Here is a 24,711-nt window from a genome sequence, read left to right as displayed (position 1 = left end):
GTCCGCGCCGTCGCGGGGGATTTGACCTGCATATTCCCCTTTAATAACTGCGAGTCGATACCTACGTATTAACGGCATGCGAGGTGCTTTCCTGACCCGGTAAAGCACCCCGTTTGTTCGGGCCCAGGCGGCCAGCCCGTGTGTTTGAACCTAGGCGACCAGCGCCTGGAACCGCGCGGTTTCCGGATCGGCATCGTAGCGGGCGGCAAGCGCCCCTGCCCTTTGGGTCAGATCGTTGACGCAATCAATAACGTATTGCGCGGTCTCCTCCTCCATCAGATATGAGAAGTTGAGCCGGACCCAGCCGGGTTTCTTCATTTCCTCGCCGGCCTTCAGATCAGCAAACAGCCTTTCCGATTCCGGCTGGCCAATGCCCAGCAACCGGTGTGCATAGGGTCCTGCGCAGGCGCAGCCGCCGCGGGCCTGGATGCCGTAGACGTCGCTCAGCATCCGGGTGAACAGCTGCTGGTGCAGCGGCCTGCCCGCCCCGTCCGAAACCAGGAAGGAGAAGATCGGCAGCCGGTGCGCATCGCGGTGGCCCAGGATTTGCAGCTGCGGATTGCCGGACCAGCCCGCCCAGGCCATGTCAGCGAACTTGGCTTCACGGGCTTCGATCTGCTCCTGGCCGACGGCTTCTTTCACCAGAAAGGCCAGCGCTGCGCGGATGTCGCCGATCACATTCGGCGTGCCGGCCTCTTCGCGGGTCGCCAGGTCCAGGCTGTATTCATGCTGCCACGGCGACACAAAGCTGACGGTGCCGCCGCCCGGCCAGGACGGGCAGCGGCGGCGCACTGCGCCTGCGTTGACCACCAGCACACCCGAGGCACCGGGGCCGCCCGGAAACTTGTGCGGCGAGACCACAACGGCGTCTTTGCGCGCCGCCCCGCCCTGCCCCATGTCGATTGGCAGATACGGCCCGCCGCCGGCATAGTCCCAGACCGCCAGTGCGCCATGCGCGTGCAGCAGGCGGCTGATGGGATCGGGATCGGTCAGGATGCCGGTGACGTTGGAGGCAGCCGAGAAACTGCCGATTTTGAGGTCGCTGTCCGCGTGCTGTTTCAGGGCGCGTTCCAGAGCTGCCAGATCCGCGCCGCCCGCGGCGGCCTCGGGGATTTCCACCACCTCCGCCTTGCTTTCGCGCCAGGGCAGGATGTTGGAATGGTGTTCATAGGGGCCGATGAAGACAACCGGGCGGACGGCCTCGTTCACGCCGAACAGGCTGACCAGCCGGTTGAGCCCCGCGGTGGCGCCCGATCCGGTGAAAATCACCGCATCCTCCGCGGTGGCACCGGTCATGCGGGCGATCTCGCTGCGGGCCTCGCGGCGCAGGCGGGTCATCCGGGTGCCGCAATAAGACGCCTCGGTATGGGAATTGGCATAAAAGGGCAGCACCTGGCCTGCCACATATTCCTCGACCTGGCGCAGCGCCCGGCCGGAGGCGACATAGTCGGCATAGACCAGCGGCACCTCGCCATCGAGACCGGAAATCATCACCCCGTCGCCGATCACGCTGCGGCCCAGGGCGCCGCTTTGGGCCGCCTGCCGGATGGTGGTTTTGAATGCTGCCAGGGTCATATCGCGCCTCCGTAATCTGTTGAGGCATAATGAACTGGCTTTAGCGGATAAACTTAATCATTCACTGAATTGCTTACGTAATTTTTGTGTCATATGATCACCATATGAGAAAAAAATCAGATCAGATTGACATCGCCATCCTGCGCGCGCTGCAGCAGGACGCCAGCCTGTCGCAGCGGGAATTGGCCGACCGGGTGGGGCTGTCGCAGAACGCCTGCTGGCGGCGGCTGAAGGCCCTGAACGACAGCGGGCTGCTGAAGGGGTCCACCGCGCGGCTGGACCGCAAGCAGCTGGGGCTGGATCTGGTGGTCTTCGTTCTGCTGCGCACCCGGCATCATTCGGCGGACTGGCTGCAAAAGTTCCGCCGCCATGTGCTGACGATTCCCGAGGTGGTGGATTTTCACCGTATCGGCGGCGACTACGACTACCAGCTGAAAGTGGTGACCGAGGATATGGCCAGTTATGACAGGGTGTATCAGCAGCTGATTTCAGGGGTCGAACTGGACAGCGTGACCTCTTATTTTGCGATGGAGGCGATTGCCGAAGGGCGGCCGCTGCCGCTTTAGCCCGCGGGCCGGACAAGGGGGCGCTGCCCCCCTCGGCCTGCGGCTTCCCCCGGAGCATTTCAAACCAGAAAGACGCGGCGGCCGGTCAGTGCCCGAAGGCGCTGTCCTTCATCCATTTCGGCCGCTTGCCGTCCGGCCCCATGCGCATGTGCAGGCAGGCGGTGCCAAGGCGCTGGAAGTAAAGGATGTCCACCGGGTACCAGCCTGCCGAGGGCACCTCCACTTCGGTCAGGATGGTGCTGTCGCAGGACTGGCGGCCATCGAATTCGCCCACCACCTGGCCGCCGACCCTGGCGCGCAGCCCGTCATTGGTGAGAAAGTCGATAGTGTGGACGCCCGGCTGGTCGATCTTCACATAGCCGGTGATCCGGGCCACCACGTTCAGCGCCTGTTTGGAGGTAAGCGTTTTCTGCCCCTCTTGCGTGTCGCGGTTGTCGAGGCCCGCAAGGGGCCGGCCCGGCTCGCTGGAGATTTTCAGTGCCGAGGACGCCTCGGCCAAGGTTTTTACATCGTTCGGATAGGCATAGACGACGGCCAGCCCCGGCGTGACACTGGCGGGCTGCGGCTCTGCCGGCGTCAGCTTCAGCGGTGCAGCGCCTGCGGCGGCGGCGGTCAATACGGCAATCGCAGCGGCGGCTTTCAGATAGGTTTTCATCACTCACTCCCTGTCGCTTCACAGGCAGGATAGTGGCCGGCGGCGCGCAGGGCTACCGGGTTTCACCAAAACGGGCGCCGGGCCGGGGGAAACGGAAAAGGGCTGCCCCGCAGGACAGCCCTTCCGCCATGTGCCGTGACGGCAGCAGGCTTAGTTTTTGGCGTAGAATTCGACGACCAGGTTCGGCTCCATCAGAACCGGGTACGGCACGTCGCCCAGGGCGGGGGTGCGCACGAAGGTTGCCTTCAGCTTGGAGTGGTCGGCTTCGATGTAATCGGGAACGTCGCGCTCGGCCAGCTGGGTGGCTTCCAGAACGGCAACCATCTGCTTGGACTTGTCGCGGACTTCGATCACGTCGCCCTCTTTCACCCGGTAGGAGGGGATGTTGACGCGCTTGCCGTTCACGGTCACGTGGCCGTGGTTCACGAACTGGCGGGCCGCAAAGACGGTTGCAACAAACTTGGCACGGTAGACAACGGCGTCCAGGCGGCGCTCGAGCAGGCCGATCAGGTTTTCACCGGTGTCGCCGTTCACACGCACGGCTTCGCCGTAGATGCGGCGGAACTGTTTTTCGGTCAGGTCGCCGTAGTAGCCCTTGAGCTTCTGCTTGGCGCGCAGCTGGATGCCGAAGTCGGACAGTTTGCCCTTGCGGCGCTGGCCGTGCTGGCCGGGGCCGTAGTCGCGGCGGTTGACCGGGGACTTCGGACGGCCCCAGATGTTTTCGCCCATGCGGCGGTCGATCTTGTACTTGGCAGACGTGCGTTTGGTCACGGCTGATCTCCTTCGTTTATAGTTTCGAAGGGCGTTGTCCTCTTGCCTTGCGGCATGACAGGAAACCCCTTACGGGGTCCACCAACACCAATGAAGCCGCGCTTATATAGGGGGAGGGGGCAGAGTCAACATGGCTTGGGCAGGCCAGGTGTGAAAACTTGCACCCAGGGCGGCTCCAGGCCTGAAATAGCGCTTAGGCCCCCTGCGGCCAAGGGCTCAGGCTGCCTCGCAGCCCAGAATCGCAGCCTCGGAGGCGCTGAGGTTGCGGCGGGCATAAGCGCCGTAGGCGAGCGGGTTGCGTTCCAGCCCGGGGTGCAGATGGAACAGCCGCGCCCGGTCGCTGCTGCTGAGCGCCGTCAGGGCTGCATTGGAGGGGTGGAAGCTTTCGGTTTCGACCCCATTGGCCCAAAGCACCTGGTGGTTCGCCAGCATGATGTGGATATAGGTTGCCTGCCGCACCGAGGCATCGGGCAGGATTGTGCGGCCATTGACCAGATCGCCGGCCGCCACCAGAACTTCGGGGGTGTTGAACAGCGCCCGCACCCGGTCGCCGCGCAAGAGCATCCGGTGATCCGGCGAGACCAGCAGCTCCTGTTCCGGCCGGTCGATGCCCAGGGCGCCGGCATGAATGCGGATCGGGCGCAGCTGCGGCATCACATACAACCGGGCGCCGCTGATCCGGCGGGAGCCGATCCACAGGATTTCCTGAGCGCCGTTGTCGCGGGTCTGCACCTTTTCACCCTCGCGCAGCGCCTCGACCCGTTTCGGGCCGCCAGGCGTTGCAATCAGGGTGCCTGGGGTAAAGCAGACCACACCGGTTTCGCCTTGCGGACGGTCCGCGCCGGCGGTGCTCAGCGAATGATGCACCACCCACAGGTCAGTGCCGCGCGGCGGCAGGGCGCCGACGAACATCAGCAGCGGCGGTTGACCCGGCCCCGCCTCTATCAGTGTCACGGTGAAACTTTGGACCCCGTTGGTCACGGTAAAGCTGCTGTCCATCAGCGGCTCGTCCACCTCGGCCGCATCGGCATCGGTCCGGTTTTGGACCGCCGCACCGACCAGCCGCCGCACCGAGCGCGCTGCCCGGCGGCGCAAATCTGCCTCGCCATCTGCAATCTCCAGCCGCAACAGCTCTAACGCCCCATCCACCCGCACAGCATCGCCATGCCAGGACCAAACTGCCCCCACATCAAGAGCCTCAACCGGTGCCGCCGGAAGGCCGTCAATCTCGGTTTGCGACCAGGAAACGACAAACGTGCCACCAAAGCCCGTCTTCATCTGCCTGCCTGCCTATGTTCACCTTTATTAACGAAGGATTAACAACGCATCTTCCGGCCTGAAACAGCAGTGCCGTAAAATGGCTGTGAACGTGCCCTTTACGCACCAATCCTCATCCGGTAGCGGCGGATTTGACGGTGCTCAATTGTTGGAAAACGGGGCGGATGTTTACCCTCGAACGCGCGACAAAGCGGTTTCAGATCAGCGGGCTATAGCTGGAGCGCAAGGCCTGCGCGGCCTGGCGCACCACCTCTGCCACCTGCAGCAGCTGCCGCGCAAGCGGGTTGCTGCGGCGCCAGATCATGCCAATGCTGCGGGCCGGCTGAGGGTCCTGGAAGCGCGCGACCGAGACAACGGCCGAGCGGGTCTCGACCGGGACGGCCATTTCGGGAATCAGCGTGACGCCGATTCCGGCGCTGACCATCTGCACCAGAGTCGACAGCGAGCTGCCGTCCAGCAGCTCGCGCGGGGCCGCTGATTGCATGTTGCAGAACGACAGCGCCTGATCCCGGAAGCAATGCCCCTCCTCCAGCAGCAGCAGCCGCATTTCGCGCAACCCCTCGGGTCCGGGAACCGGCTTGCCGCTGTCCTCGCCCGGGCGCACCAGCACAAAGTCCTCCTCGAACAGCGCGACTTCCTCAAAGGCGGGTTCGGAAACCGGCAGCGCCACGATCGCGGTATCCAGCCGCCCCTCGCCCAGTTCCTCGAGCAGTTTCGGTGTCACGGTTTCGCGCACACGGATGTCAGCCTCCGGGTACTGGCGGGTCAGGTTGGCGACGATGGACGGCAGCAGATACGGCGCGATGGTGGGAATCACCCCGATCCGCAGCCGCCCCGCCAGCCCGTCGCGGGACGCCCGCGCCAGCTCGCCCAGCTCATCCACCGAGCGCAGGACACCGCGCACCCGCACCGCCAGATCCTCGCCCAGGCTGGTGAGCCGCACCTGGCGGGCGCCGCGCTCGACCAGCTGCACCCCCAGCGCTTCCTCCAATTCCTTGATCTGAACCGACAAAGCGGGCTGCGACACGGCGCAGGCATCTGCCGCGCGGCCGAAATGGCGGTGCTGGGCCAGCGATTCGAAATAACGCATCTGGCGAAGGGTCACGTTTATCATAGGATTTCATTATCACTGCGATGAATAAATGCAACTTAATCCAATGGGATTTCCCTGCTAGCCTCCTCTGCAGGAAGACAGGGAATCCCGGCAACTGCAGACTTGGCGCCAAATGCATTTGCAGGCGGCGCGCCGGCTGCTGGAGCGATCCGGGAACGTTACTGCCGCGAGGCAGTTCAACAATTTGAAGCCACGATCGGAGACACAAATGGACGGAAATACACCTGCAGGAAAATGCCCGGTGTTTCACGGCGCAGCCGCAGCCGGCGGCACCAACAACAAACATTGGTGGCCGAACCTGCTGAATCTGAATGTGCTGCACCAGCATGCGCCCAAGTCGAACCCGATGGGGGCTGATTTCAACTACGCCGAGGAATTCCAGAAGCTGGATCTGAAGGCGGTGAAACAGGATCTTTTCGCGCTGATGACCGACAGCCAGGATTGGTGGCCCGCAGATTACGGCCATTACGGGCCGCTGTTCATCCGCATGGCCTGGCACAGCGCCGGCACCTACCGCAGCGCCGATGGCCGCGGCGGCGGCGGCACCGGCAACCAGCGCTTTGCGCCGCTGAACAGCTGGCCGGACAATGGCAACCTCGACAAGGCCCGCCGCCTGCTGTGGCCGGTGAAGCAGAAATACGGCAACAAGATCTCCTGGGGGGATCTGATGATCCTGGCCGGCAACTGCGCCATTGAATCAATGGGCGGTCCGGTGTTCGGCTTTGGCGGCGGCCGCGAAGACGTTTGGGAGCCGGAGGAAGATGTCTACTGGGGCTCTGAAACCGAATGGCTGGCGACCAGCGATCAGCCGAACAGCCGCTATTCCGGCGAGCGGGATCTGGAAAATCCGCTGGCGGCGGTGCAGATGGGGCTGATCTACGTGAACCCGGAAGGCCCTGACGGCAATCCGGACCCGATCGCCTCGGGCGTGGATGTGCGCGAGACCTTTGCCCGCATGGGGATGAACGACGAGGAAACCGTGGCGCTGGTTGCAGGCGGCCATACCTTCGGCAAGGCGCATGGCGCCGGCGATCCCGAGCTGGTCAGCGTTGAACCGGAAGGCGCGGATATCGAACACATGGGGCTTGGCTGGCTGAACTCTCACGGCAAGGGCAATGCGGCCGATACCACCACCAGCGGCATCGAAGGCGCCTGGAAGCCGAACCCCACCAGCTGGGATATGGGCTATTTCGACGTGCTGTTCGGCTATGAGTGGAAGCTGGTCAAAAGCCCGGCGGGCGCCAATCAGTGGCAGGCGCAGGACGTGAAGCCCGAGCATATGGTGGCCGACGCCCATGAGCCCGGCAAGACGCACCCGCCGATGATGACCTCCGCCGACATGTCACTGCGCATGGACCCGGTCTATGAGAAGATCTCCCGCGGTTTCCACGCCAATCCGGAAAAATTCGCCGACGCCTTTGCCCGGGCCTGGTTCAAGCTGTGCCACCGCGACATGGGGCCGAAATCGCGCTATCTGGGCAGCGAGGTGCCCGCTGAAGACCTGATCTGGCAGGATCCGCTGCCGCCGGTGGATCACGCGCTGGTGGACGAACAGGATACCTCTCAGCTGAAGGCGAATATCCTGGCAACCGGGCTGTCGGTTGCTGAGCTGGTCTCCACCGCCTGGGCCTCGGCCTCGACCTTCCGCGGCTCGGACAAGCGCGGCGGGGCCAATGGCGGCCGCATCCGCCTGGCGCCGCAAAAGGACTGGGAGGTGAACCAGCCGGAGCAGCTGGCCAAGGTGCTGAACACCCTGGAAGGCGTCCAGTCCGAGTTCAACGCAAGCGCAGCCGGCGGCAAAAAGATCTCGATGGCGGATCTGATCGTGCTGGCGGGCGGCGCCGGCGTGGAGGAGGCTGCCAAGGCGGCAGGCCACCCGGTTTCGGTGCCGTTCACACCGGGCCGTACAGACGCATCCCAGGAGCAGACCGACGCCGAGGGCTTTGCCGTGCTGGAGCCGGAGGCCGATGGTTTCCGCAACTACCAGAAGGCCGCCTATAGCGTCCCGGCTGAGAAGATGCTGGTGGACCGGGCGCAGCTTCTGACCCTTGGCGCGCCGGAAATGACCGCGCTGATCGGCGGCCTGCGGGTGCTGGGTGCCAATCACGGCGGCTCCGGGCACGGCGTGTTCACTGACCGGGCCGGCGTGCTCAGCACCGACTTCTTCACCACTATTGTCGATATGGGTGTGGAGTGGAAACCGGCAGAGGACGGCACCTATGAAGGCCGTGATCGCGCCAGCGGGGCGGTGAAATGGACCGGCACCAGGGCCGATCTGGTGTTCGGCTCCAACTCGCAGCTGCGGGCATTGTCGGAGGTTTATGCCCAGGCGGATGGCGAAGCCGCCTTTGTGCAGGACTTTGTGGCGGCTTGGGTCAAGGTGATGAATGCGGACCGGTTTGATCTGGCTGCGTAAGCCGGTTCATGGTTAGGAAATCAGGCGCTCCGGGAAACCGGGGCGCCATTTTCGTTGCCATCTCTTGAACACAGAACGGAGGGCAGCGCCTGAGCTTGGCCGGGCGGTTCAATTACTCTTCTGCAGCAGGGACCGCCCCCTGCCCGAATTCGATCACCCGGGTTTGAGCCGTATAGTCCGACTCGATGATCAATATTGCCAGCAGCCCGATCACCGCCAGCGGCGGCAGCAGGATTGCATAGATCAGCGCCAGACGCTCCCAGGCCATATGCATGAAAACGGCAATGATCAGCCCTGCCTTCAGCGTCATGAAGATCAGGATCAGACTCCAGCGCAGCAACCCCTGCAGCTGGGCATAATCCACCCAGTAAGAGGCGGCGCTGAGGACGAACAGCAGCCCCCAGACAACGAAGTAGAGTTTGATGGGATGCTGCTGGCCTTCTTCGTGCGCCATCTCTCCGGCCTCGATGGTTTGCGGTGAATGTGTCATGGCTGCCCCCTACCACAGATAGAAGAATGCAAAGATGAAGACCCAGACCAGGTCGACGAAGTGCCAGTAAAGCCCCATGATCTCCACCGCCTCGTAATCGCCGTTGCCTGCCGACATCCAGCTGCGCTGGTCGCGGTCGAAATCGCCGCGCCAGACCCGGCGGGCGACGATGATCAGGAAGATCACCCCGATGGTGACATGGGTGCCGTGAAAGCCGGTGATCATGAAGAAACTGGCGCCGAATTGCTCGGCCCCCCAGGGGTTGCCCCAGGGGCGCACGCCTTCGGAGATCAGCTTGGACCATTCAAACGCCTGCATGCCGACAAAGGCCGCCCCCAGCGCGGCGGTGGCCAGCATCAGCACGGCGGTGGCCTTGCGCGCCTTGCGGTAGGCGCAATTGACCGCCATCGCCATGGTGCCGGAGGAGGAGATCAGCACAAAGGTCATGATGGCAATCAGGATCAGCGGCAGGTTCGCACCGCCGATATGCAGCGCAAACACCTCGCTGGCGTTGGGCCACTCCACGGTGGTGGAATTACGGGCGTTCAGATAGGCGACAAGGAAGCAGGCGAATATGAAAGTGTCGCTAAGCAGAAGGATCCACATCATCGCCTTGCCCCAGGAGACCTTCTTGAAGGCGCGCTGGTCCGACCCCCAATCGGCGGCAAAGCCGCTGTGGCCCTGCTGCTGCAGCGTCTGGTCCTGGCCTTGCAATGGGTGTTCCATCGGTTTCCCTCCTCAACTCACAACCGCGCGGCACAGCGCCAGAAACGCATTGCCCCAGCCCTGCAGCAGCGCAAACAGCATCAGCCAGAAGGCCAGCAGCGCGTGCCAGTAAAGCGCGCAAAGCCGGACCCCCGGCAGCAGCGCCCTGACGTTGCCGGTCCCGGCATGGCGCGCGCAGATCACCGCCAGCGCAATGATACCGCCCAGCATGTGCAGCCCGTGCAAGCCGGTGATCAGATAAAAGAAGCTCGCCGCCGGGGTGCCATCCAGCGGGTAGCCGCCATCGGTCAAGGTGATCCACACCTGCACCTGCCCCGCCAGAAAGGCGACTGTGGCGATGCTGGCGGCAATCAGGCTGCCGCGCAGCCAGCGCTGCGTGCCTGCCCGCGCAGCAATCACCACAAATTGCAGGCACAGGCTGGCCAGCAGCAGCAGCGCAGTGTTCAGCCAGACCCGGCCCGGCAGCGGCACCAGCTCCCACGGGGTTTCTTCGATCTGCATGACAAAGGCGCTGCCCAGCATGGCAAACAGCCCGCCGATCACCGTTACAAAGACCGCGATGAAAATGATGCCCGGCGCCCGGCCCGGACCATGGCCCGCCAAGGGCGCAATTCCGGTTTCCAGCCAGGGCTTGGAGGCCAGGTGCTGCTGCGACAGCCATAGCCCCGCGGCCAGCGCCACCAGCGCCAGGAAGGCAAGGATGACCGTCACAGCCGCCGCCCCGCGCCATCCGGCACCCAGGGATCATTCTGGGCAACATAATCCTCGGCCGCGCCGGGCACGCTGTAGTCATAGGCCCAGCGGTAGACATTGGGCAGCTCGTCCCAATTGCCATGCCTGGGCGGGGTTTCAGGGGTATGCCATTCCAGCGAGGTCGCCCGCCAGGGGTTGCCGCCAGAGACGCGCCCGTGGCGCAGGCTCCACAGGATGTTGAACAGGAACAGCAGCTGCACCGCGCCGACAATCAGCGCGGCGGAGGAGATGAAGGCATTCAGCCCGCCCACCGGCGCGGTGAGGAACTCCGGCTCGCCGATCTCAAAATAGCGCCGCGGCACGCCGACAAGGCCGACATAATGCATCGGAAAGAAGATTGCATAGGCGCCGATGAAGGTGACCCAGAAATGGATCTGCCCCATTGCCTGGTTCAGCAGCCGGCCGGTCATAAGCGGATACCAGTGATAGATCGCACCGAAGATCACCATGATCGGCGCCACCCCCATCACCATGTGGAAATGGGCCACCACAAACATCGTGTCCGACAGCGGCACATCAACCACCACATTGCCCAGGAACAGCCCCGTCAGCCCGCCGTTCACGAAGGTCACGATAAAGCCCAGCGCAAACAGCATCGGGACGGTCAGATGGATGTCGCCCTTCCACAGGGTCAGCACCCAGTTGTAGACCTTGATCGCAGTTGGAATGGCGATGATCAGCGTGGTGGTGGCAAAGAAGAAACCGAACCACGGGTGCATGCCGCTGACATACATATGATGCGCCCAGACGATAAAGCTGAGCGCCCCGATGATCACGATCGCCCAGACCATCATCCGGTAGCCGAACACAGTCTTGCGCGCATGCACGGCAATCAGATCGGAGACGATGCCAAAGGCGGGCAGCGCGACGATGTAAACCTCGGGGTGGCCGAAAAACCAGAACAGATGCTGAAAGGCGATCGGGCTGCCGCCGCCGTAGCTGAGCTTCTCGCCCAGCTCCACCAGCGTCGGCATGAAGAAGGAGGTGCCCAGAAGCCGGTCGAACAGCATCATGACACAGGCGACAAACAGCGCCGGAAACGCCAGCAGCGCCATCACGGTTGCGGTGAAGATCCCCCAGACCGTCAGCGGCAGCCGCATCATCGTCATGCCGCGGGTGCGGGCCTGCAGCACGGTGACCGCATAGTTCAGCCCGCCCATGGTGAAGCCGATGATGAACAGGATCAGCGAAAGCAGCATCAGGATGATGCCGCCCTGCGCCCCGCCCGGAGTGCCGGACAGCACCGCCTGCGGCGGGTACAGCGTCCAGCCCGCGCCGGTGGGGCCGCCGGGGACAAAGAAGCTGGCCACCAGCACCAGCACCGCCAGCAGGTAGATCCAGTAGCTGAGCATATTGACGAAGGGAAACACCATGTCCCGCGCGCCGACCATCAGAGGGATCAGGTAGTTGCCGAACCCGCCTAGAAAGATCGCAGTCAGCAGATAGACCACCATGATCATCCCGTGCATGGTGACAAACTGGTAATAGGCCTCGGGCGTGATGAAATCGAACACGCCGGGAAAACCCAGCTGCAGCCGCATCAGCCAGGACAGCACCAGCGCCACCATGCCGATTGCAATGGCGGTGCCGGAGTATTGGATGGCGATGTATTTGGCATCCTGCGAAAAGACGTACTTGCCGATCCAGCTGTGCGCATGCGGCGGCATCACATCGGCAACTTCACGCGGCGGCAGATTGCTGTCTGGCTCAGGCAAGTAGTCGGTCATTGCGGTCCTCCCGGGGCGTTCAGGTCAATTCCGTGCAATCCTTGTATCGTTCCATCCGGCGGCACACCGGGCCGCGCCCGTCCGCCCCGTCAAACCGGAGGGTTGCCTCCGGCACACCGAAGCGGGCGCTTTGCTTCCGGCCGCGGTCTGCCCCGCCCTCAACCCATCCAGGCCTGTTCGGCCTTGGCATCTATTGGCGTTGCGCAACGCGGGTTGTTTCCATGCCCTGCGCAGTGTTTGCGTATTCTTCAAAAGTCAGCTGCTCCTGCAGCCACTCCTGGTACTCCTCCTCCTCCACAACGCTCACATAGCCGCGCATGAAGGGATGCGCCGTGCCGCAGTATTCGGCGCAAAGCACTTCGAACGCGCCGGTTCGGGTGGGGGTGAGCCAGATGTAGGTGACCATGCCCGGAACCATGTCCATCTTGGCGCGGAACTCGGGCACGTAGAAATTGTGCAGCACATCAATCGAGCGCAGCAGCAGTTTCACCGGTTTGCCGACCGGCAGGTAAACCTCGCCGCCCTCGATGATGAGGTCATCCTTGCCGAAACGGTCATGCGGATTGACGCCCAAGGGGTTTTCGCCGTTCACCCATTCCGCATCGGCGGTGCCCAGCACCCCGTCAGCGCCAGGCAGGCGGTAGGCCCAATTCCATTGCTGGCCGAAAACTTCAAGTTCAGTGGCGTCTTCGGGCACGGTTACGAACTGCTTCCACACAAACAGCCCGGGCACCAGCATCGCGGCCACACCCACAGCGGTCACCCCGGTCAGCCACAGCTCCAGCCGCTTGTTTTCCGGGTCGAATTCCGCCTTGTGCCCGGGCCGGTGGCGGAATTTCCAGACGCAATAGGCCATGAACAGGACCACCGCGGCAAACACCGCGCCGGTGATCCAGAAGGTTATAACCAGCGTATCGTCGATATAGTCCCAATTCGACGCGATCGGCGTCCACCACCACGGACTTAACAGGTGGAACGCAACAGATCCCGCCACGATCAGCACAAGCACGACCGCAATCAGCATCCCGCCCCCTTTCCCCGCTGCCCGGACTTTTCCGCTGGCCCGGCACACAGGTTCATTTGGCATGAGAGGCCACTATATTACGGTTTCACAAATTAATCCAGAATCCGGTCGTTTTACGCCTTTTGCGGCAGAGGAATTCCATTTCCCCGCATTTCCGGCAGGGACAATGGGCGCCCGGCCCGGGCCCCCGATCCCCTGCAAGACCGCGGTTCCGGGGCCTATTCCGGCAGGTAATTTTCCGACCACGCCTGCCCCGCGGCACCGCAGGCAATCATCGCATCGGCTTGTTCGGGCCTGTATCCCAACCGCGCCAGCACGGCCCGGGTGTGCGCGCCGTATTTCGGCGCAGGCCCCGGAATGGTGATCCGGCCTGCGTGCGGGCGCACCGCATTCGGCGCCACCAGATCGCACCAGCGGCCCATCGGATGCCGGTCATGGCGAATCACCCGGAAGGTCGCCTGCTTCAGATCGATGCTGCCGGCGCTTTCCAGCTGCAGCGCCGCGTCGCGGGTCTCGTGCAGCGACGACAGCGGCACTGCGGCGGCAGAGGTTCCGGCAAAGGCTGCGCGCCAATAGGCCAGCGGCTGGGCGGCAAAGCGTTCGGACAAGGCGCCATGCAGCTGATCCTCCGGCAGCGCGGCCAAATCCGCCAGCTCTGCCACCCGCGCCAATGCGGTGCCGCGGTCAGTTGGAGCAGCAAAGAAGAACCAGCCGTCCGCAGCCTGATAGCAGTGATAGAACGGCCCCCAGCCCAGCGCCGCGCGGCCGGAGGGCTCGTCAAAGGGCGCCCTGCCCTCGTAATCATACATGAACGGCGCCTGAATCAGGTTGCCGGCCGCTGCCAGCGATGCCCGTGCCACCCCGCCCTTGCCGGTCCGCTTCAGCCGCAGCAGCGCGCCGCCAAGCGCCACGCAGGCGCAGAAACCTGTCAGAACATCGATGGTGCCGAAATGGGCGTGCTCCTCGGGCGTGTCCATACCGCCGCCAAAACGCAGCATCACGCCGGTTGCCGCCTGCGCCAGGTCGTCATAGCCCAGGTGATCCGATTTCGGCCCGCGCATGGGGCCGCCAAAGGCGTCGAGCTGCACCAGGATCAGGCGCGGGTTGATTGCGGCCAGCCGCGCCGGAGACAGGCCCAGCTTGTCCCGCTGCCCGTCCGTGCCATTCATGGTGATCACGTCAGCTCCGGCAATCAGCTTGGCCAGCGCCTCCTGCCCCTCATCGGTGCGCAAGTTCAGCAGGATGCTCTCCTTGCCGCGCTGCGCGTGGATGCCGAAAACAACAGTGTTCCATGGATCGACCGACGGCTCCACCGGCTGCACCAGCGTCACCTCGGCGCCGAACCGCGCAAGCGTCGAGCCGATGGTCGGCCCGGCAATCACATTGGTGAGATCGACGACCTTCAATCCGTCGAGCCACCCCTTGCCCGCCCCGCCGATGCCATTGCCGCGCACAGGCTCCGCCAGCAGCGCCGCCAGATCAGCTGTGGCTGCGCCGGCCTTCTGCACCGCACCGGTGTCACCGGCCAGCCAGGCCACATTGCCCATCTGTTGCATAAGCCCGTGTTTTGCGTCCGCCACTTGCAGGATCAGCCCGGAGGCCAGCGCATGCGGGTCACAAAGCCATTCCCTGGTGAACCGCTGCGCCGTGGCAGGTGCCTTGGCGGCGCCAAACAGCTCTTCCCATTCATGCGACGGCTTCGTCAGGAAGGCGGCCTTCATTGCCGAAGACACCCGCGCGCGGTCAGACGGCCCCACCGGGTAATTGCGCATCGACCATTCTGCGGGCCAGTCCTTGGTATCCAAGTAAGCCGGGAAATCCGGCAGCTCGTCGGCCAGATCCTTCAGACCCAAAGTCTCCAGCACCCGCCGCGGGTGGGTGGCGACCGAGCCGGCCACCACATAGAACCCGCGCCCGTCGGCGCAAGTATAGGTACGGTAGAACGGGTCGAGGAACTCCGACAATTCCTCAAACTTCATGTTCATCGGCAGGCCTTCGGCCGTGCGGCGGTCCAGCTCCACCTCGCGCGGGGATTTGTAGCGTTCGGGATAGTCTTCGATCTGTTCGCAGTTATAAACCAGCCCTTCCAGCAGGGCGGCGGCCAGCGGCACCTCGATATGGTCGCCGCCGTTCTGTTCACGCGCGTTCAGGGCAAACAGCACCGACATAGCGCCAAAGCTGGCGCCGTAGGCCGAGGCCAGCGCCAGCGGCGAAAACGACGGGTTGATGCCCATCAGGCGGCGGTTCAGCCCCATGTCGGTGAACTGGCCGGTATAGGCGGCGATCACTGCCTCCCAGGCCGGCAGGTCCGCCAGGTCCGCATCGGTGGAGGCAAAGCCCGGCAGGGACAGATAGACCAGCTGATCATTGGCAGCCCGCAGCACCTCCGGCCCCAGGCCGAGACGGTCCATGACGCCGGGGCGGAAATTTTCGATCACCGCATCGGCGCGTTTGGCGAGCGCAATTGCGGTGGCGCGGCCCTCCTCCGATTTCAGGTCCAGCTCCAGCACCTGCTTGCCCCGTGACAGCATATCAAAGGCCGGGCCGTCAAAACCGGTGCCGCCGGGCGGGGTGATGCGGATCACCTCAGCCCCCATATCGGCAAGCATCATGCCGGTCAGCGGGCCGGCTAGGTAATGGCCGAAGTCGAGAACGCGAATGTGTGAGAGGGGGCGCTGCGGCATGGGAGTGGTCTCTGTCTGTTACCGTTCGAATCTCTGTCCGCCACAGGTTATCTTTGCTCCGGCCTTTATCCACTGGCCAAAAACGCATGCAGTCCATAACATTTCCCTATGGAACGCGCGATACGCCCCACTGCTGGTTCGCTGAATGCCCTTTTGGTGCTGGAAGTGGCCGTGCGCCATGCCAGCCTCTCGCGCGCCGCGGCGGAACTGGGGCTGAGCCAGCCTGCCGTCTCACGCCATATTTCCACGCTGGAGGACCGGCTGCGTCAGCAGTTGTTTGAACGCAATAACAACCGGATCACCCCCACAGCCAATGCGGACCGGCTGGCGGCAGCCGTAGCGCTGGGTCTGGGCCATGTGGATCAGGCCTGGAGCGAGGTTCTGGCCGCGCCGGAGACCAACGAGGTGACGCTGGCCTGCACCTTTGGCTTTGCCGATCAATGGCTGATGCCCCGCTATTCGGACCTGCGCGCCTGTTTGGGCGGCGGCCGGGTGCGGGTGGTAACCACCGATCAATTGGGTGACATCGACCTCAGCCGCTTGGATGCAGCGGTGGTCTGGGACCCGGCGCGGATGCCGGAGCGGCCGTATTTCCCGCTGATCGCGGCAGAAACCTTCCCGGTCTGCAGCCCCCGGTTTCTGGAGGCCCATCCGGAGGCAGCGGCGGATATCACGCTGCTTCCGCCGGAGCTGTTTCTGCACTTCGACACCGGCAGCTCCGGTTTTTTGACCTGGGAGGGCTGGTTCGCCAAGGCCGGCCTGCCGCAGCCGCAGTTCGGCACGGCGGCAGAATTCGACGCCTACCCGTTCCTGCTGCAGTCGGTGCGCCGCGGCGAAGGCATCGGGCTGGGCTGGAGCGGCATCGCCGACCACGCGCTGGCCTGCGGCGAGGTGCTGCGGCTGGGGCCTGTGGTCTCGGACCGGCCGCACAGTTACTTCCTTCAGCACCGTGTGCCCGGTGCCGCCGGCAGCGCGCTGGCGCGGATGCTGGAGTGGTTCAAGCAACAAGCGGATCCCCGTTACGTCCCGCCCGGAACGAACTGAAAAGGGCCGGAGGGATTTCTCCCTCCGGCCCCTTTACCACCTTGTTGGGCGGCTAAAGTTTTTACTCGGCAGGTGCGCGCTCTCCAGCGTTCTCACGCTGACCGTCACGGAACAGCGCCTTGGCCAGCGAAACACACATCAGGCCCATCACCATGGTGAACGGCAGGGCGCCGATGATCATCGCGCTTTTCAGCGCTTCCATCGGGTCGGCCCCGCTGTTCTGCTTGCCAGCAAACAGCAGCGTGCCGATCACAGCAGTCAGGATCAGGCCCCAAACGATCTTATGCTTGTTGCCGACGTTCTGGTCGCCGCCGGACATGATGGTGTTCATCACCAGGATGCCGGAGTCTGCCGAGGTGACCAGGAAGGTCATGATCAGCACCACGCACATGATGGTGATGCCCGACAGCAGGCCGCCGTCGATCATGCTCTGCAGGGTCACGAACAGCTTGGCCGTGTTGGAGGCACCGATGATTGCGCCTTCTGCCGCACCGTTCAGTTCCAGGTCGATGGCGGTGCCGCCGAGGATGGCCATCCAGGCAAAGCAGACCATCGCCGGTGCGAACACGCAGCCGATGATGAATTCACGCACCGAACGGCCGCGGGAAATGCGGGCCAGGAACAGGCCGACAAAGGGCGAGAACGCAATCCACCAGGCCCAGTAGAAGGTGGTCCAGCCTGCCTGCCAGCCGAATTGACGCTGCGGTTCGCCCGCTGCATAGGCTGCCGACAGAACGTCATCGGACAGCGCCGCCGCTTCGCCTTCCAGGCCGGACTTGAAGCCGTCGAAAGAGCCCCAGGCGTTGGTCGCACCGCCGCGCAATGCATCCGCATACGGGGCTGCCTCGGCAGGCAATGCCGCCGCGAACTCAGCTGCCGGCTGCGGGCCATAGGGACCGAAGCTGAGCGATGTGAAATGCAGGATGTAATCCACAAAGGCCGTCGCATAGGTGGTCATGGCAAACATGAACGAGCCGAACACCACGAAGGTCAGCAGCAGGACGATCGACAGCACCAGGTTCAGGTTCGACAGGTATTTCACGCCGCGGCCAACGCCGGAGACAGCCGAGATGATCGACAGGCCCATGATGGCAAAGAGACCTGCCAGCAGGCCGACAGTGCTTGGTGCCGGCGCGTCGCCGGTCATGTCCATCATCCATTCCATGCCGGTCACGGCATAGACGCCGTCAACAAACTGCGACACGCCGAAGCCGATGGTCACGGAGACACCCAGGATGGTGGCAACCACGCCCAGCACGTCAACGACATGGCCCAGGAAGCCGTTCATCAGCTTGCCGAACAGCGGTGTCAGCGCGGTGCGGATGGTCAGCGGCATGTCGCGGGTATAGGCGTAATAGGCCAGCGACAGGCCGGTCACCACATAGATCGCCCAGGCATGGAATCCGTAATGCAGGAACGTGTAGCGGAAGCCGGACTGAATGGCTTCTTCGGTGTTCGGAACCACGTTCTGCGCCAGCACTTCCGGGTTCGAGCCCCAAAGGCCAAGCGGCTCGGCGGTGGCGAAAACCATCAGGCCGACACCCAGGCCGGCGCCGAACATCATCGAGAACCAGGAGAAGTCCGAGAACTCCTTGCCCTGGCCCGGCGTCCCCATGATCCGCTTACCGGTTTGCGGCAATGCGGCGACCACAAACAGGAAAAAGGCGAAGAAGCCGACGATGACGATATAGAAGGCGTTGAAGTCTTCCAGAATGCGCCAGTTCAGGCTGCCCAGAACGCCGGTGGCGTTTGCCGGCCAGACCAGTGCCCAGAGAACCAGAGCGACCATGATCCCCTTGCTGAGCAAGGCGATCTCAAGGCTGTGCCCCTTATAAAAGCCACCGTCGGAGGTCTTAATCTCCAGATCGGTGAACGGTTGCTTAATTGACATGCGTTTCCTCCCGTTTCGCACGTGCCGCACCGAAGTGCGGATTTTCCGGCGGTTCGCGCAACCGCCGGAGTCTGGCGTCAGCCCAGCAGGGCTTGGATCCTGTTCAGCGTTGCTACGCTGACCGCGACGCCATCTGTCCGGGCCTTGAGCCGCTTGCCGCGGCGCCCGTCGCCCGGCAGATGTGCGCCTGTCTGCGCGCGCACTGCTTCCACGATTCCGACCATTCCTGAACGGAAACTGTCATTTGAGGTGGCAACCGGGTCGATTGCGATGAACATTTGGCCGGTTTTGGGCGGTCCGCCTGCGGTGCCGGAAAACGGCGAGGCGTTGATACCCAGGGTCGCACCGGTCAGGGCGGCGGCCATGATTTCGGTCAGCAGCGCGACACCAACGCCCTTGTAGCCGCCCGACGGCGCCATCGAGCCCTTGAGGCCCGCATCCGGGTCGGTGGTCGGGTTGCCATCGGCGTCCAGCGCCCAGCCCAGCGGGATCGCCTTGCCTTCGCGGGCGTGTTTCATCACTTCGCTCTTGGCGATGGTGCTGGCGCTCTGATCGATCAGCAGCTCAGGCTCGCCGTCTTCGCCCGGCACCGCCACCGAAAACGGATTGGTGCCGACAACCGGCCTGGCGCCGCCCGAAGGCGCAATCGAGGCCGGCGCGTTGGTGAAGCCCAGCCCCACCAGCCCGGCGCGGGCCAGGCGGGCGGTGTGATAGCCCAGCACGCCGCAGTTATAACTGTTGCGGACTGCCAGAACTGCGGCACCCTGTTCGCGGGCCGCCGGCCTCAGCGCCTCGAACCCCAGGTCGATGGCGGAATGGGCAAAGCCGGTGGCGGCATCCACCGCCACCACACCGGGACGCGGGCGCGCCAGTGCCGGAACCGCCTGCCCGTCCACCTTGCCGCATTGAACATGCTCGGCATAGATCGGGATATAGGCCAGGCCGTGGCTGGCGACGCCATCCGCTTCGGTTGCCGCGGTGGCAACAGCCAGCGGCCGGGCGTTGGCCTCGGAGGTGCCGGCCGCCACCAGGGCGCGGAAGGACAGATCCTCGATCTCGGCAAGGGTCAGGGTTTTGGTTTCGGTCATAGCGGCGCCTTTTCAGTCGTTGTCGGACAGCCCGGCACCTGCGCCGCGCAGTCGCGAAGCTTCGGTGGCGGGCGCATAAGTGCGGTGGGCAAGAACGCCAAGGCGGTCCCAGGCCGCGGCCGGGGCGCTGCCGCGCAAGACCGGCTTCCGGCGTTCTGTCATTTCAGCAGGGGCGGTAAAGGCCACCCTATCCGCCAGCATGGCGGCATAGGCATCCGGGGCGCCCTGGGCGCAGAGCTGGCGGCCATCCGTTGCCAAACGGGCACCGGCCCATTCCACGGCAACCGGCGTTTTCAGCCGCAAAGCGGCCCCCGCCGCAAAGGGAACCAGCAGCAGCGGCACGCAGACACGCTCCATTTCGATCCGGCCCGCGTCCATCAGCTGCACCGCGCAATCGCTCAAGGCGGCGCCGGCGATCAGCGGGCTCATCCGTCCCGAAGGCGCGGTCCACACGCCGGCCAGCGCCGAGGGGGCGAAATCGGCAGGCGGCAGCCGGTCGTTCAGCTCCAGAAGCGCCGCCAGCAGCTCCGCCCCCGGAAAGCCGAAGGCAGACAGCCAGCGTGTGCCTTTGGCGGCTTCCTCGGCCAGACCCCAGGACAGGCCGGCGCCGCGGGCAGCGCGTTTGCACATCGCTTCGATTTCATTCAGCGAATGGTTCATTCCGGTGCCCCCTCTTCGAGCCTGGGATAAACCCAGAATTCCGCATTCTCCTGCGAAAGATCCTGCGGATAGGGCGCGTTGCCGTACATGCAGATCCGGACCCAGCGGTCAGAGCGGGGATCAAACTGCGTGGCGCCGAAAAAGGCGAGTTTGCAGCGCAGCATGTCAATCGGCAGCACGTCATGCGCGATCGTGTTGTCGCGGATCTCGGCATAGGGTGCGCGGCCCGCGATCTGGGCGCGGCGTACCGTATGGCGGTACTCAGGGTGGCGCAGCAGAAACTCGGCGACGCGGGTGCCGCCCTGCCAATGCGCCAGCGCGTTGAACAGCGCCGCAGCATCCCGGCCGGGGGCCAGCGGCTGCTCGTATTCTTCCACCGGCTCCTCAAACCGTTCGCCCAGGCGCGGCTCCAGCTTTTCTTCCGACACATACCAGGCGCGGGCGCGGTTTTCCGGCTTTTGCCAATCCATGCCAATGGCCCATTCATAGACCCGCGTCAGAAGCCCGCGCAGTTCCTCAATGGTCATCGCCCCCGAGATACGGAACGCCGGCGTGTTATCCGCCGCCATGCCGCCGCTCAACCCGTCGATCAGGCTGCCATAGGGCTCCAGCATCAGCGACGCGAGCCATTCCTGGCCTTCCAGCGACAGCGTTTCCTCGGCCCAGCGGTGCATCTGATCCCATGGCTGGCTGACAGTCAGCACCTGCGGATCTGAAAGGTAGCTGTCGATCTTGTCCAGGTCACTGCGCAAATCAGCAAGCTTGCGCAGCTGAATCTCATGCTCGGACGTCCACAAGGCGACATTCTTCTTGCTGCGCTGCAAAAGCTGCAGGAACAGGGAGATGTCCTCATCAGACGCGCTGTCGAGACTGCGGACGGTCCGGATCGCTTCCTCGCGGGAGGCGATCCAGTTGTTGAACAGGACCGGATGGTTCAGCAGGAACGGCGCCATGCCCAATCCGGTTGAATTGCCGATCCCCAGCGAACGGGCCAGCTCCGGGTCCAGCTGCGCCGCCGTGCGCCCTGCCGCCTTGGCGCGCAGGCCGGCCATATGCTGCACCAGATCGCGCACGAACCAGCGGGTCAGGAAAACCGACAGCATCTCGGCCTGGAAGGGAACCTGGAATTCCGGGCGCGTTGCGATCATCTCGCGGTCGGCGGCGCCTAGCTTGCCCGAGCCATAGACGGCAGTGGTCCGCATCAGATAGCCAACGGCGTCAAGCTGGCCGGCATCCGGCTGACGGCCTTCGGACAGGGCATTGACCACATGTTCCCACAGGCGCACGGACCGGTTTGCCCGCGAGACCGAAATCTCGCGTTCGCTGACCCGGCCGGCTTCCTGATAAGGGACATTTTTCGAAAGGCGTTCGATATCTTCGTCATCCGGGACGCCATCGAACAAGGCAAAAGTGGCATCCCAAGCAGTTGCAATCACACGATCCGACCGCATTTCAGGCGGCAGATCGTGTGCAAAGGCGATCAGGGAATAGGTCCGCGCAGGGCCGGTGGCGGAGAAAACCGCAACGCCGACGCCGTTTTCATCAATATCGAACCTGGGGCGCGAAAAGCTCCAGTTTTCGCGGGCCATGCGCCGTGTCAGAATCCGCATAAAGCTGAGACGGCACTGGTGCAAAGAGCCGAGACGGCTCAGGCGCATGACCTGAGCCGGGTCCCGCAGTGATATTGATGTCTGCGCGGTTGTTTCCATTTAGGTTATCCTTTGGCGCCAAAGTTCTCGGCAAAGAACCGGTACCAGTTCCCGCCCATGATGCCGCTGACCTCATCATCGTTCATGCCCGTCGCGCGAAGGCCCTCTTCGATGTTTCCGAAGTCGCGGTTGTCCTTGAACCAGGCGGGCATTTCCGGGAAGCCCGGCGCGGCGGCTGATCCCTCGCCGTAGTCGATTTCCTTGCTCCAGCGGCCGACACGCATCCACTCAACCACGCTGTCGGGCTGGTCCTGGCAAAGGTCGGTGCCTATGCCGAGATGCCCCACCCCGTATTTGTCGGCGGTGCGGGCAATCATCTCGCAGAAGCTTTGCAGGGTGCAGGCGCTCTTGTCCTTCAGGTGGTGCGGATAGACCGAGAAGCCCAGCATGCCGCCGTGGCCGGTCACCGCGCGGATCACATCGTCCTTCTTGTTGCGCAGGGCCGGCGACCAGTCATGCGGGTTGGCATGGGTGATGGCGATCGGGCGGGTGGACAGCTCGGCCGCTTCAATGGTGGAGCGGTCGGCCGAATGGCTCATGTCGACCACCAGGCCGACGCGGTTCATCTCTTTGATCACCTGCTTGCCCATCCGGGTCAGCCCCATGTCCTCGGCCTCGTAACACCCCGTGGCCAGCAGCGACTGGTTGTTATAGCTGAGCTGCATGAAACGCGCACCCAGGGTGTGCAGGATCTCCACCAACCCGATGTCGTCCTCCATCGGCGAGGGGTTCTGGAAGCCGAAGAACACCGCGGTGCGTCCGGTTTCGCGGGCCTTGTCGATGTCGGAGGCCCACTGCCCCTTCATGATCAGGTCCGGGTACTGCTCGAACCAGCGGTTCCACTGCTCGAAGTTCAGAACCGTCTCGCGGAAGTTCTCGTGATAGGCAATGGTGACATGGATCGCGTCCACATTGCCTGTCCGCAGCTGGCGGAAAATCTTTTCCGACCAGTTGGCATATTGCAGGCAGTCGATACGGTATCCGGTCATTCTATCCCTCCAATTGCGCGGAACTGCGCCCGGCCCGTGGGGGCGGGACGGGTGCAGCTATCGGCGCTTGCGCCGATAGCTGCCAAGTTCTTCGGCCTTTGCATCAGACCGGCTTGCCGGCGCTGATGTAGGCGGTCTTGACGGTGGTATAGAATTCAGCCGCCGCCTTGCCCTGCTCGCGCGGACCATAGGAGCTGTCGCCGCGGCCGCCGAACGGCACGTGGTAGTCGGTGCCTGCGGTCGGCAGGTTGACGGTGACAACACCGGTGCGCGCATTGCGGCGGAAGTGGGTGGCGCGGGCGAGGCTCTGGGTGACGATGCCCGAGGTCAGGCCGAAGTTGGTGTCGTTCACCACGCTCAGCGCCTCGTCATAGCTGCCGACCTTGATCACCGATGTCAGCGGCGCAAACATTTCCTCGCGGTTGATCCGCATGGCGTTGGTAGTGTTCAGGAACACGCCGGGGGACATGTAAAAGCCCTCGTGCGGCATCTCCAGACGCTGGCCGCCGCAGGCAAGTTCCGCGCCTTCGGATTTGCCCAGATCGGCATAGGCCAGGTTCTCGTTCAGCTGCTGCTCGCTGACCACCGGGCCCATCTGCACGCCCTCTTCCAGTGCGTGGCCCACTTTCATCGCCTGTGCACCGGCCACCAGTTTTTCAACAAAGGCGTCGTGGATGGCGTCCTGCACCACCAGCCGCGAGGAGGCGGTGCATTTCTGACCGGTGCCGCCAAAGGCGCCGCCCAGCGCCAGCGAAACCGCCAGATCCAGATCAGCGTCGTCCATCACCGCCAGCGCGTTCTTGGAACCCATTTCCATCTGCACCTTGGTCAGGTTCTGGATCGCCGCCGCCGCAATGCCCTTGCCCACCGGCACCGAGCCGGTGAAGGAAATGGCGTTCACCTTGGGGCTTTCGACCAGACGCTGGCCGATCGAGCGGCCCGAACCCATAACCAGCGAGAACAGGCCCTTGGGGATGTCCTGACGCGCGATGATCTCGGTCAGCGCCACGGCAGAGGCCGGGGTGATGTTGGCCGGTTTCCACACCACCGCGTTGCCATAGCAAAGCGCCGGAGCGATTTTCCAGGACGCGGTTGCGGTCGGGAAGTTCCAGGGGCTGATGATCGCCACCACGCCCACCGCCTCGCGGCGCACGTCCACCTCGATGTCGGGGCGCACGGAGTCGGCGTTTTCACCGATCTGGCGCAGGCATTCGGCGGCGTAATAGGTGAAGAACTGGCCGGCGCGGAACACTTCGCCCTTGCCCTCGGCCAGCGGCTTGCCTTCCTCGCGCGACAAGAGCGTGCCCAGTTCTTCGGCGCGGGACATCAGCTCGTTGCCGAGGTTCATCAGAACCGCCTGCTTGCGCTCCAGCCCGTAAGCCGCCCACTCGGCTTGCGCAACCTGTGCCTGGTCCAGCGTTGCCTCCAGCTGATCGGCGCTGGCCTGGGCAAACATGCCGACCAGATCGCTCAGATCCGAAGGGTTGCGGTTTTCGATTTCGCTTTCGCCAGCCAGCCATTCGCCGGCAATCAGGTTCAGTTTGGTCACGG

20 protein-coding genes are annotated in these 24,711 nt (G+C 64.0%); 3 read left to right on the top strand and 17 right to left on the bottom strand.

From position 1 onward, the window contains the following. Nucleotides 1-150 precede the first annotated feature (150 nt). Nucleotides 151-1,575 carry an aminotransferase class V-fold PLP-dependent enzyme gene (locus AC0KW6_RS18365; protein WP_474035623.1) on the bottom strand — a complete coding sequence of 475 codons (1,425 nt, stop codon included), beginning with the start codon at nucleotides 1,573-1,575 and terminating at the stop codon, nucleotides 151-153. Between the two features lie 104 nt (nucleotides 1,576-1,679). On the opposite strand from AC0KW6_RS18365, the gene AC0KW6_RS18360 reads away from it, so the two are divergent. Continuing rightward, the gene (locus AC0KW6_RS18360) at nucleotides 1,680-2,141 is read left to right on the top strand and encodes an Lrp/AsnC family transcriptional regulator (RefSeq protein ID WP_323775824.1); all 462 of its coding nucleotides are present in this window, start codon (nucleotides 1,680-1,682) and stop codon (nucleotides 2,139-2,141) included. Nucleotides 2,142-2,226: 85 nt separating this feature from the next. On the opposite strand, the gene AC0KW6_RS18355 is transcribed toward AC0KW6_RS18360, so the two are convergent. The 4 genes from AC0KW6_RS18355 to AC0KW6_RS18340 form a co-directional block, all read right to left on the bottom strand. Next, a complete protein-coding gene (locus AC0KW6_RS18355; RefSeq protein ID WP_474035622.1) occupies nucleotides 2,227-2,796 on the bottom strand; it encodes a PA14 domain-containing protein in 570 nt (189 codons plus the stop codon). Between the two features lie 150 nt (nucleotides 2,797-2,946). After that, nucleotides 2,947-3,567: a 30S ribosomal protein S4 gene (rpsD, locus tag AC0KW6_RS18350; protein ID WP_024089222.1), complete on the bottom strand. Its 621-nt coding sequence runs from the start codon at nucleotides 3,565-3,567 to the stop codon at nucleotides 2,947-2,949. Between the two features lie 216 nt (nucleotides 3,568-3,783). Continuing rightward, the gene (locus tag AC0KW6_RS18345; protein ID WP_474035620.1) at nucleotides 3,784-4,845 is read right to left on the bottom strand and encodes a Hint domain-containing protein; all 1,062 of its coding nucleotides are present in this window, start codon (nucleotides 4,843-4,845) and stop codon (nucleotides 3,784-3,786) included. A gap of 196 nt (nucleotides 4,846-5,041) precedes the next feature. Next, complete coding sequence (locus tag AC0KW6_RS18340) at nucleotides 5,042-5,959, bottom strand: LysR substrate-binding domain-containing protein (protein ID WP_474035619.1); 918 nt, start codon at nucleotides 5,957-5,959, stop codon at nucleotides 5,042-5,044. A gap of 208 nt (nucleotides 5,960-6,167) precedes the next feature. Between AC0KW6_RS18340 and katG the strand changes: the two genes are divergently transcribed. Beyond that, nucleotides 6,168-8,375 carry a catalase/peroxidase HPI gene (gene katG, locus AC0KW6_RS18335; RefSeq protein WP_474035618.1) on the top strand — a complete coding sequence of 736 codons (2,208 nt, stop codon included), beginning with the start codon at nucleotides 6,168-6,170 and terminating at the stop codon, nucleotides 8,373-8,375. Nucleotides 8,376-8,487: 112 nt separating this feature from the next. On the opposite strand, the gene AC0KW6_RS18330 is transcribed toward katG, so the two are convergent. From AC0KW6_RS18330 to AC0KW6_RS18305, 6 genes are all read right to left on the bottom strand, one after another. Further along, nucleotides 8,488-8,865 (bottom strand): cytochrome C oxidase subunit IV family protein, encoded by a 378-nt coding sequence (locus AC0KW6_RS18330; RefSeq protein WP_474035616.1) that lies wholly within the window; start codon nucleotides 8,863-8,865, stop codon nucleotides 8,488-8,490. Nucleotides 8,866-8,874: 9 nt separating this feature from the next. Beyond that, on the bottom strand, nucleotides 8,875-9,591 hold the full coding sequence (locus tag AC0KW6_RS18325; RefSeq protein WP_024089217.1) for a heme-copper oxidase subunit III family protein: 717 nt from the start codon (nucleotides 9,589-9,591) through the stop codon (nucleotides 8,875-8,877). A 12-nt stretch (nucleotides 9,592-9,603) separates the two neighbouring features. Next, nucleotides 9,604-10,302 carry a cytochrome c oxidase subunit 3 gene (locus AC0KW6_RS18320; RefSeq protein WP_323775831.1) on the bottom strand — a complete coding sequence of 233 codons (699 nt, stop codon included), beginning with the start codon at nucleotides 10,300-10,302 and terminating at the stop codon, nucleotides 9,604-9,606. Continuing rightward, on the bottom strand, nucleotides 10,299-12,071 hold the full coding sequence (locus tag AC0KW6_RS18315; protein ID WP_323775832.1) for a cytochrome c oxidase subunit I: 1,773 nt from the start codon (nucleotides 12,069-12,071) through the stop codon (nucleotides 10,299-10,301). The genes AC0KW6_RS18320 and AC0KW6_RS18315 overlap by 4 nt, the downstream gene beginning before the upstream one ends. A 190-nt stretch (nucleotides 12,072-12,261) precedes the next feature. Beyond that, nucleotides 12,262-13,095, bottom strand: a complete 834-nt coding sequence (locus AC0KW6_RS18310; RefSeq protein WP_474035615.1) for a cytochrome c oxidase subunit II — start codon at nucleotides 13,093-13,095, stop codon at nucleotides 12,262-12,264. 218 nt (nucleotides 13,096-13,313) lie between these two features. Then, complete coding sequence (locus AC0KW6_RS18305; protein WP_474035614.1) at nucleotides 13,314-15,779, bottom strand: CoA transferase; 2,466 nt, start codon at nucleotides 15,777-15,779, stop codon at nucleotides 13,314-13,316. Nucleotides 15,780-15,887: 108 nt separating this feature from the next. On the opposite strand from AC0KW6_RS18305, the gene AC0KW6_RS18300 reads away from it, so the two are divergent. Continuing rightward, the gene (locus tag AC0KW6_RS18300) at nucleotides 15,888-16,823 is read left to right on the top strand and encodes a LysR family transcriptional regulator (RefSeq protein ID WP_474035613.1); all 936 of its coding nucleotides are present in this window, start codon (nucleotides 15,888-15,890) and stop codon (nucleotides 16,821-16,823) included. Nucleotides 16,824-16,884: 61 nt separating this feature from the next. Here AC0KW6_RS18300 and AC0KW6_RS18295 read toward each other — a convergent pair whose 3' ends face one another. From AC0KW6_RS18295 to AC0KW6_RS18270, 6 genes are all read right to left on the bottom strand, one after another. Next, a complete protein-coding gene (locus AC0KW6_RS18295; protein ID WP_323775836.1) occupies nucleotides 16,885-18,714 on the bottom strand; it encodes a BCCT family transporter in 1,830 nt (609 codons plus the stop codon). A 77-nt stretch (nucleotides 18,715-18,791) separates the two neighbouring features. Continuing rightward, nucleotides 18,792-19,802 (bottom strand): Ldh family oxidoreductase, encoded by a 1,011-nt coding sequence (locus tag AC0KW6_RS18290; protein ID WP_474035612.1) that lies wholly within the window; start codon nucleotides 19,800-19,802, stop codon nucleotides 18,792-18,794. A gap of 12 nt (nucleotides 19,803-19,814) precedes the next feature. Next, the gene (locus AC0KW6_RS18285; RefSeq protein WP_474035611.1) at nucleotides 19,815-20,462 is read right to left on the bottom strand and encodes a DUF3726 domain-containing protein; all 648 of its coding nucleotides are present in this window, start codon (nucleotides 20,460-20,462) and stop codon (nucleotides 19,815-19,817) included. Then, on the bottom strand, nucleotides 20,459-22,171 hold the full coding sequence (locus AC0KW6_RS18280; protein WP_474035610.1) for a hypothetical protein: 1,713 nt from the start codon (nucleotides 22,169-22,171) through the stop codon (nucleotides 20,459-20,461). Before AC0KW6_RS18280 ends, AC0KW6_RS18285 begins: the two co-directional genes overlap by 4 nt. 5 nt (nucleotides 22,172-22,176) lie before the next feature. Continuing rightward, nucleotides 22,177-23,160: a membrane dipeptidase gene (locus tag AC0KW6_RS18275; protein WP_474035609.1), complete on the bottom strand. Its 984-nt coding sequence runs from the start codon at nucleotides 23,158-23,160 to the stop codon at nucleotides 22,177-22,179. 103 nt (nucleotides 23,161-23,263) lie between these two features. Further along, nucleotides 23,264-24,709, bottom strand: coding sequence for an aldehyde dehydrogenase family protein (locus AC0KW6_RS18270; RefSeq protein ID WP_474035608.1), 1,446 nt, complete (start codon nucleotides 24,707-24,709; stop codon nucleotides 23,264-23,266). Between the last annotated feature and the right edge of the window lie 2 nt (nucleotides 24,710-24,711).

This window comes from Leisingera sp. SA215 (assembly GCF_055902035.1).
The sequence above is the reverse complement of the archived record's forward strand: the minus strand, read 5'-3'. Positions and strand labels throughout refer to the sequence as shown.

Excerpts from the sequence above, each read along its gene's own strand:
- AC0KW6_RS18340 (WP_474035619.1), bottom strand. The coding sequence starts at position 5,959 with ATGATAAACGTGACCCTTCGCCAGATGCGTTATTTCGAATCGCTGGCC.
- AC0KW6_RS18330 (WP_474035616.1), bottom strand. The coding sequence starts at position 8,865 with ATGACACATTCACCGCAAACCATCGAGGCCGGAGAGATGGCGCACGAA.
- AC0KW6_RS18355 (WP_474035622.1), bottom strand. The coding sequence starts at position 2,796 with ATGAAAACCTATCTGAAAGCCGCCGCTGCGATTGCCGTATTGACCGCC.
- AC0KW6_RS18365 (WP_474035623.1), bottom strand. The coding sequence starts at position 1,575 with ATGACCCTGGCAGCATTCAAAACCACCATCCGGCAGGCGGCCCAAAGC.
- AC0KW6_RS18285 (WP_474035611.1), bottom strand. The coding sequence starts at position 20,462 with ATGAACCATTCGCTGAATGAAATCGAAGCGATGTGCAAACGCGCTGCC.
- AC0KW6_RS18275 (WP_474035609.1), bottom strand. The coding sequence starts at position 23,160 with ATGACCGGATACCGTATCGACTGCCTGCAATATGCCAACTGGTCGGAA.
- AC0KW6_RS18305 (WP_474035614.1), bottom strand. The coding sequence starts at position 15,779 with ATGCCGCAGCGCCCCCTCTCACACATTCGCGTTCTCGACTTCGGCCAT.
- AC0KW6_RS18345 (WP_474035620.1), bottom strand. The coding sequence starts at position 4,845 with ATGAAGACGGGCTTTGGTGGCACGTTTGTCGTTTCCTGGTCGCAAACC.
- AC0KW6_RS18300 (WP_474035613.1), top strand. The coding sequence starts at position 15,888 with ATGGAACGCGCGATACGCCCCACTGCTGGTTCGCTGAATGCCCTTTTG.
- katG (WP_474035618.1), top strand. The coding sequence starts at position 6,168 with ATGGACGGAAATACACCTGCAGGAAAATGCCCGGTGTTTCACGGCGCA.
- AC0KW6_RS18360 (WP_323775824.1), top strand. The coding sequence starts at position 1,680 with ATGAGAAAAAAATCAGATCAGATTGACATCGCCATCCTGCGCGCGCTG.
- AC0KW6_RS18280 (WP_474035610.1), bottom strand. The coding sequence starts at position 22,171 with ATGGAAACAACCGCGCAGACATCAATATCACTGCGGGACCCGGCTCAG.
- AC0KW6_RS18310 (WP_474035615.1), bottom strand. The coding sequence starts at position 13,095 with ATGCTGATTGCGGTCGTGCTTGTGCTGATCGTGGCGGGATCTGTTGCG.
- AC0KW6_RS18315 (WP_323775832.1), bottom strand. The coding sequence starts at position 12,071 with ATGACCGACTACTTGCCTGAGCCAGACAGCAATCTGCCGCCGCGTGAA.
- AC0KW6_RS18325 (WP_024089217.1), bottom strand. The coding sequence starts at position 9,591 with ATGGAACACCCATTGCAAGGCCAGGACCAGACGCTGCAGCAGCAGGGC.
- AC0KW6_RS18295 (WP_323775836.1), bottom strand. The coding sequence starts at position 18,714 with ATGTCAATTAAGCAACCGTTCACCGATCTGGAGATTAAGACCTCCGAC.
- AC0KW6_RS18290 (WP_474035612.1), bottom strand. The coding sequence starts at position 19,802 with ATGACCGAAACCAAAACCCTGACCCTTGCCGAGATCGAGGATCTGTCC.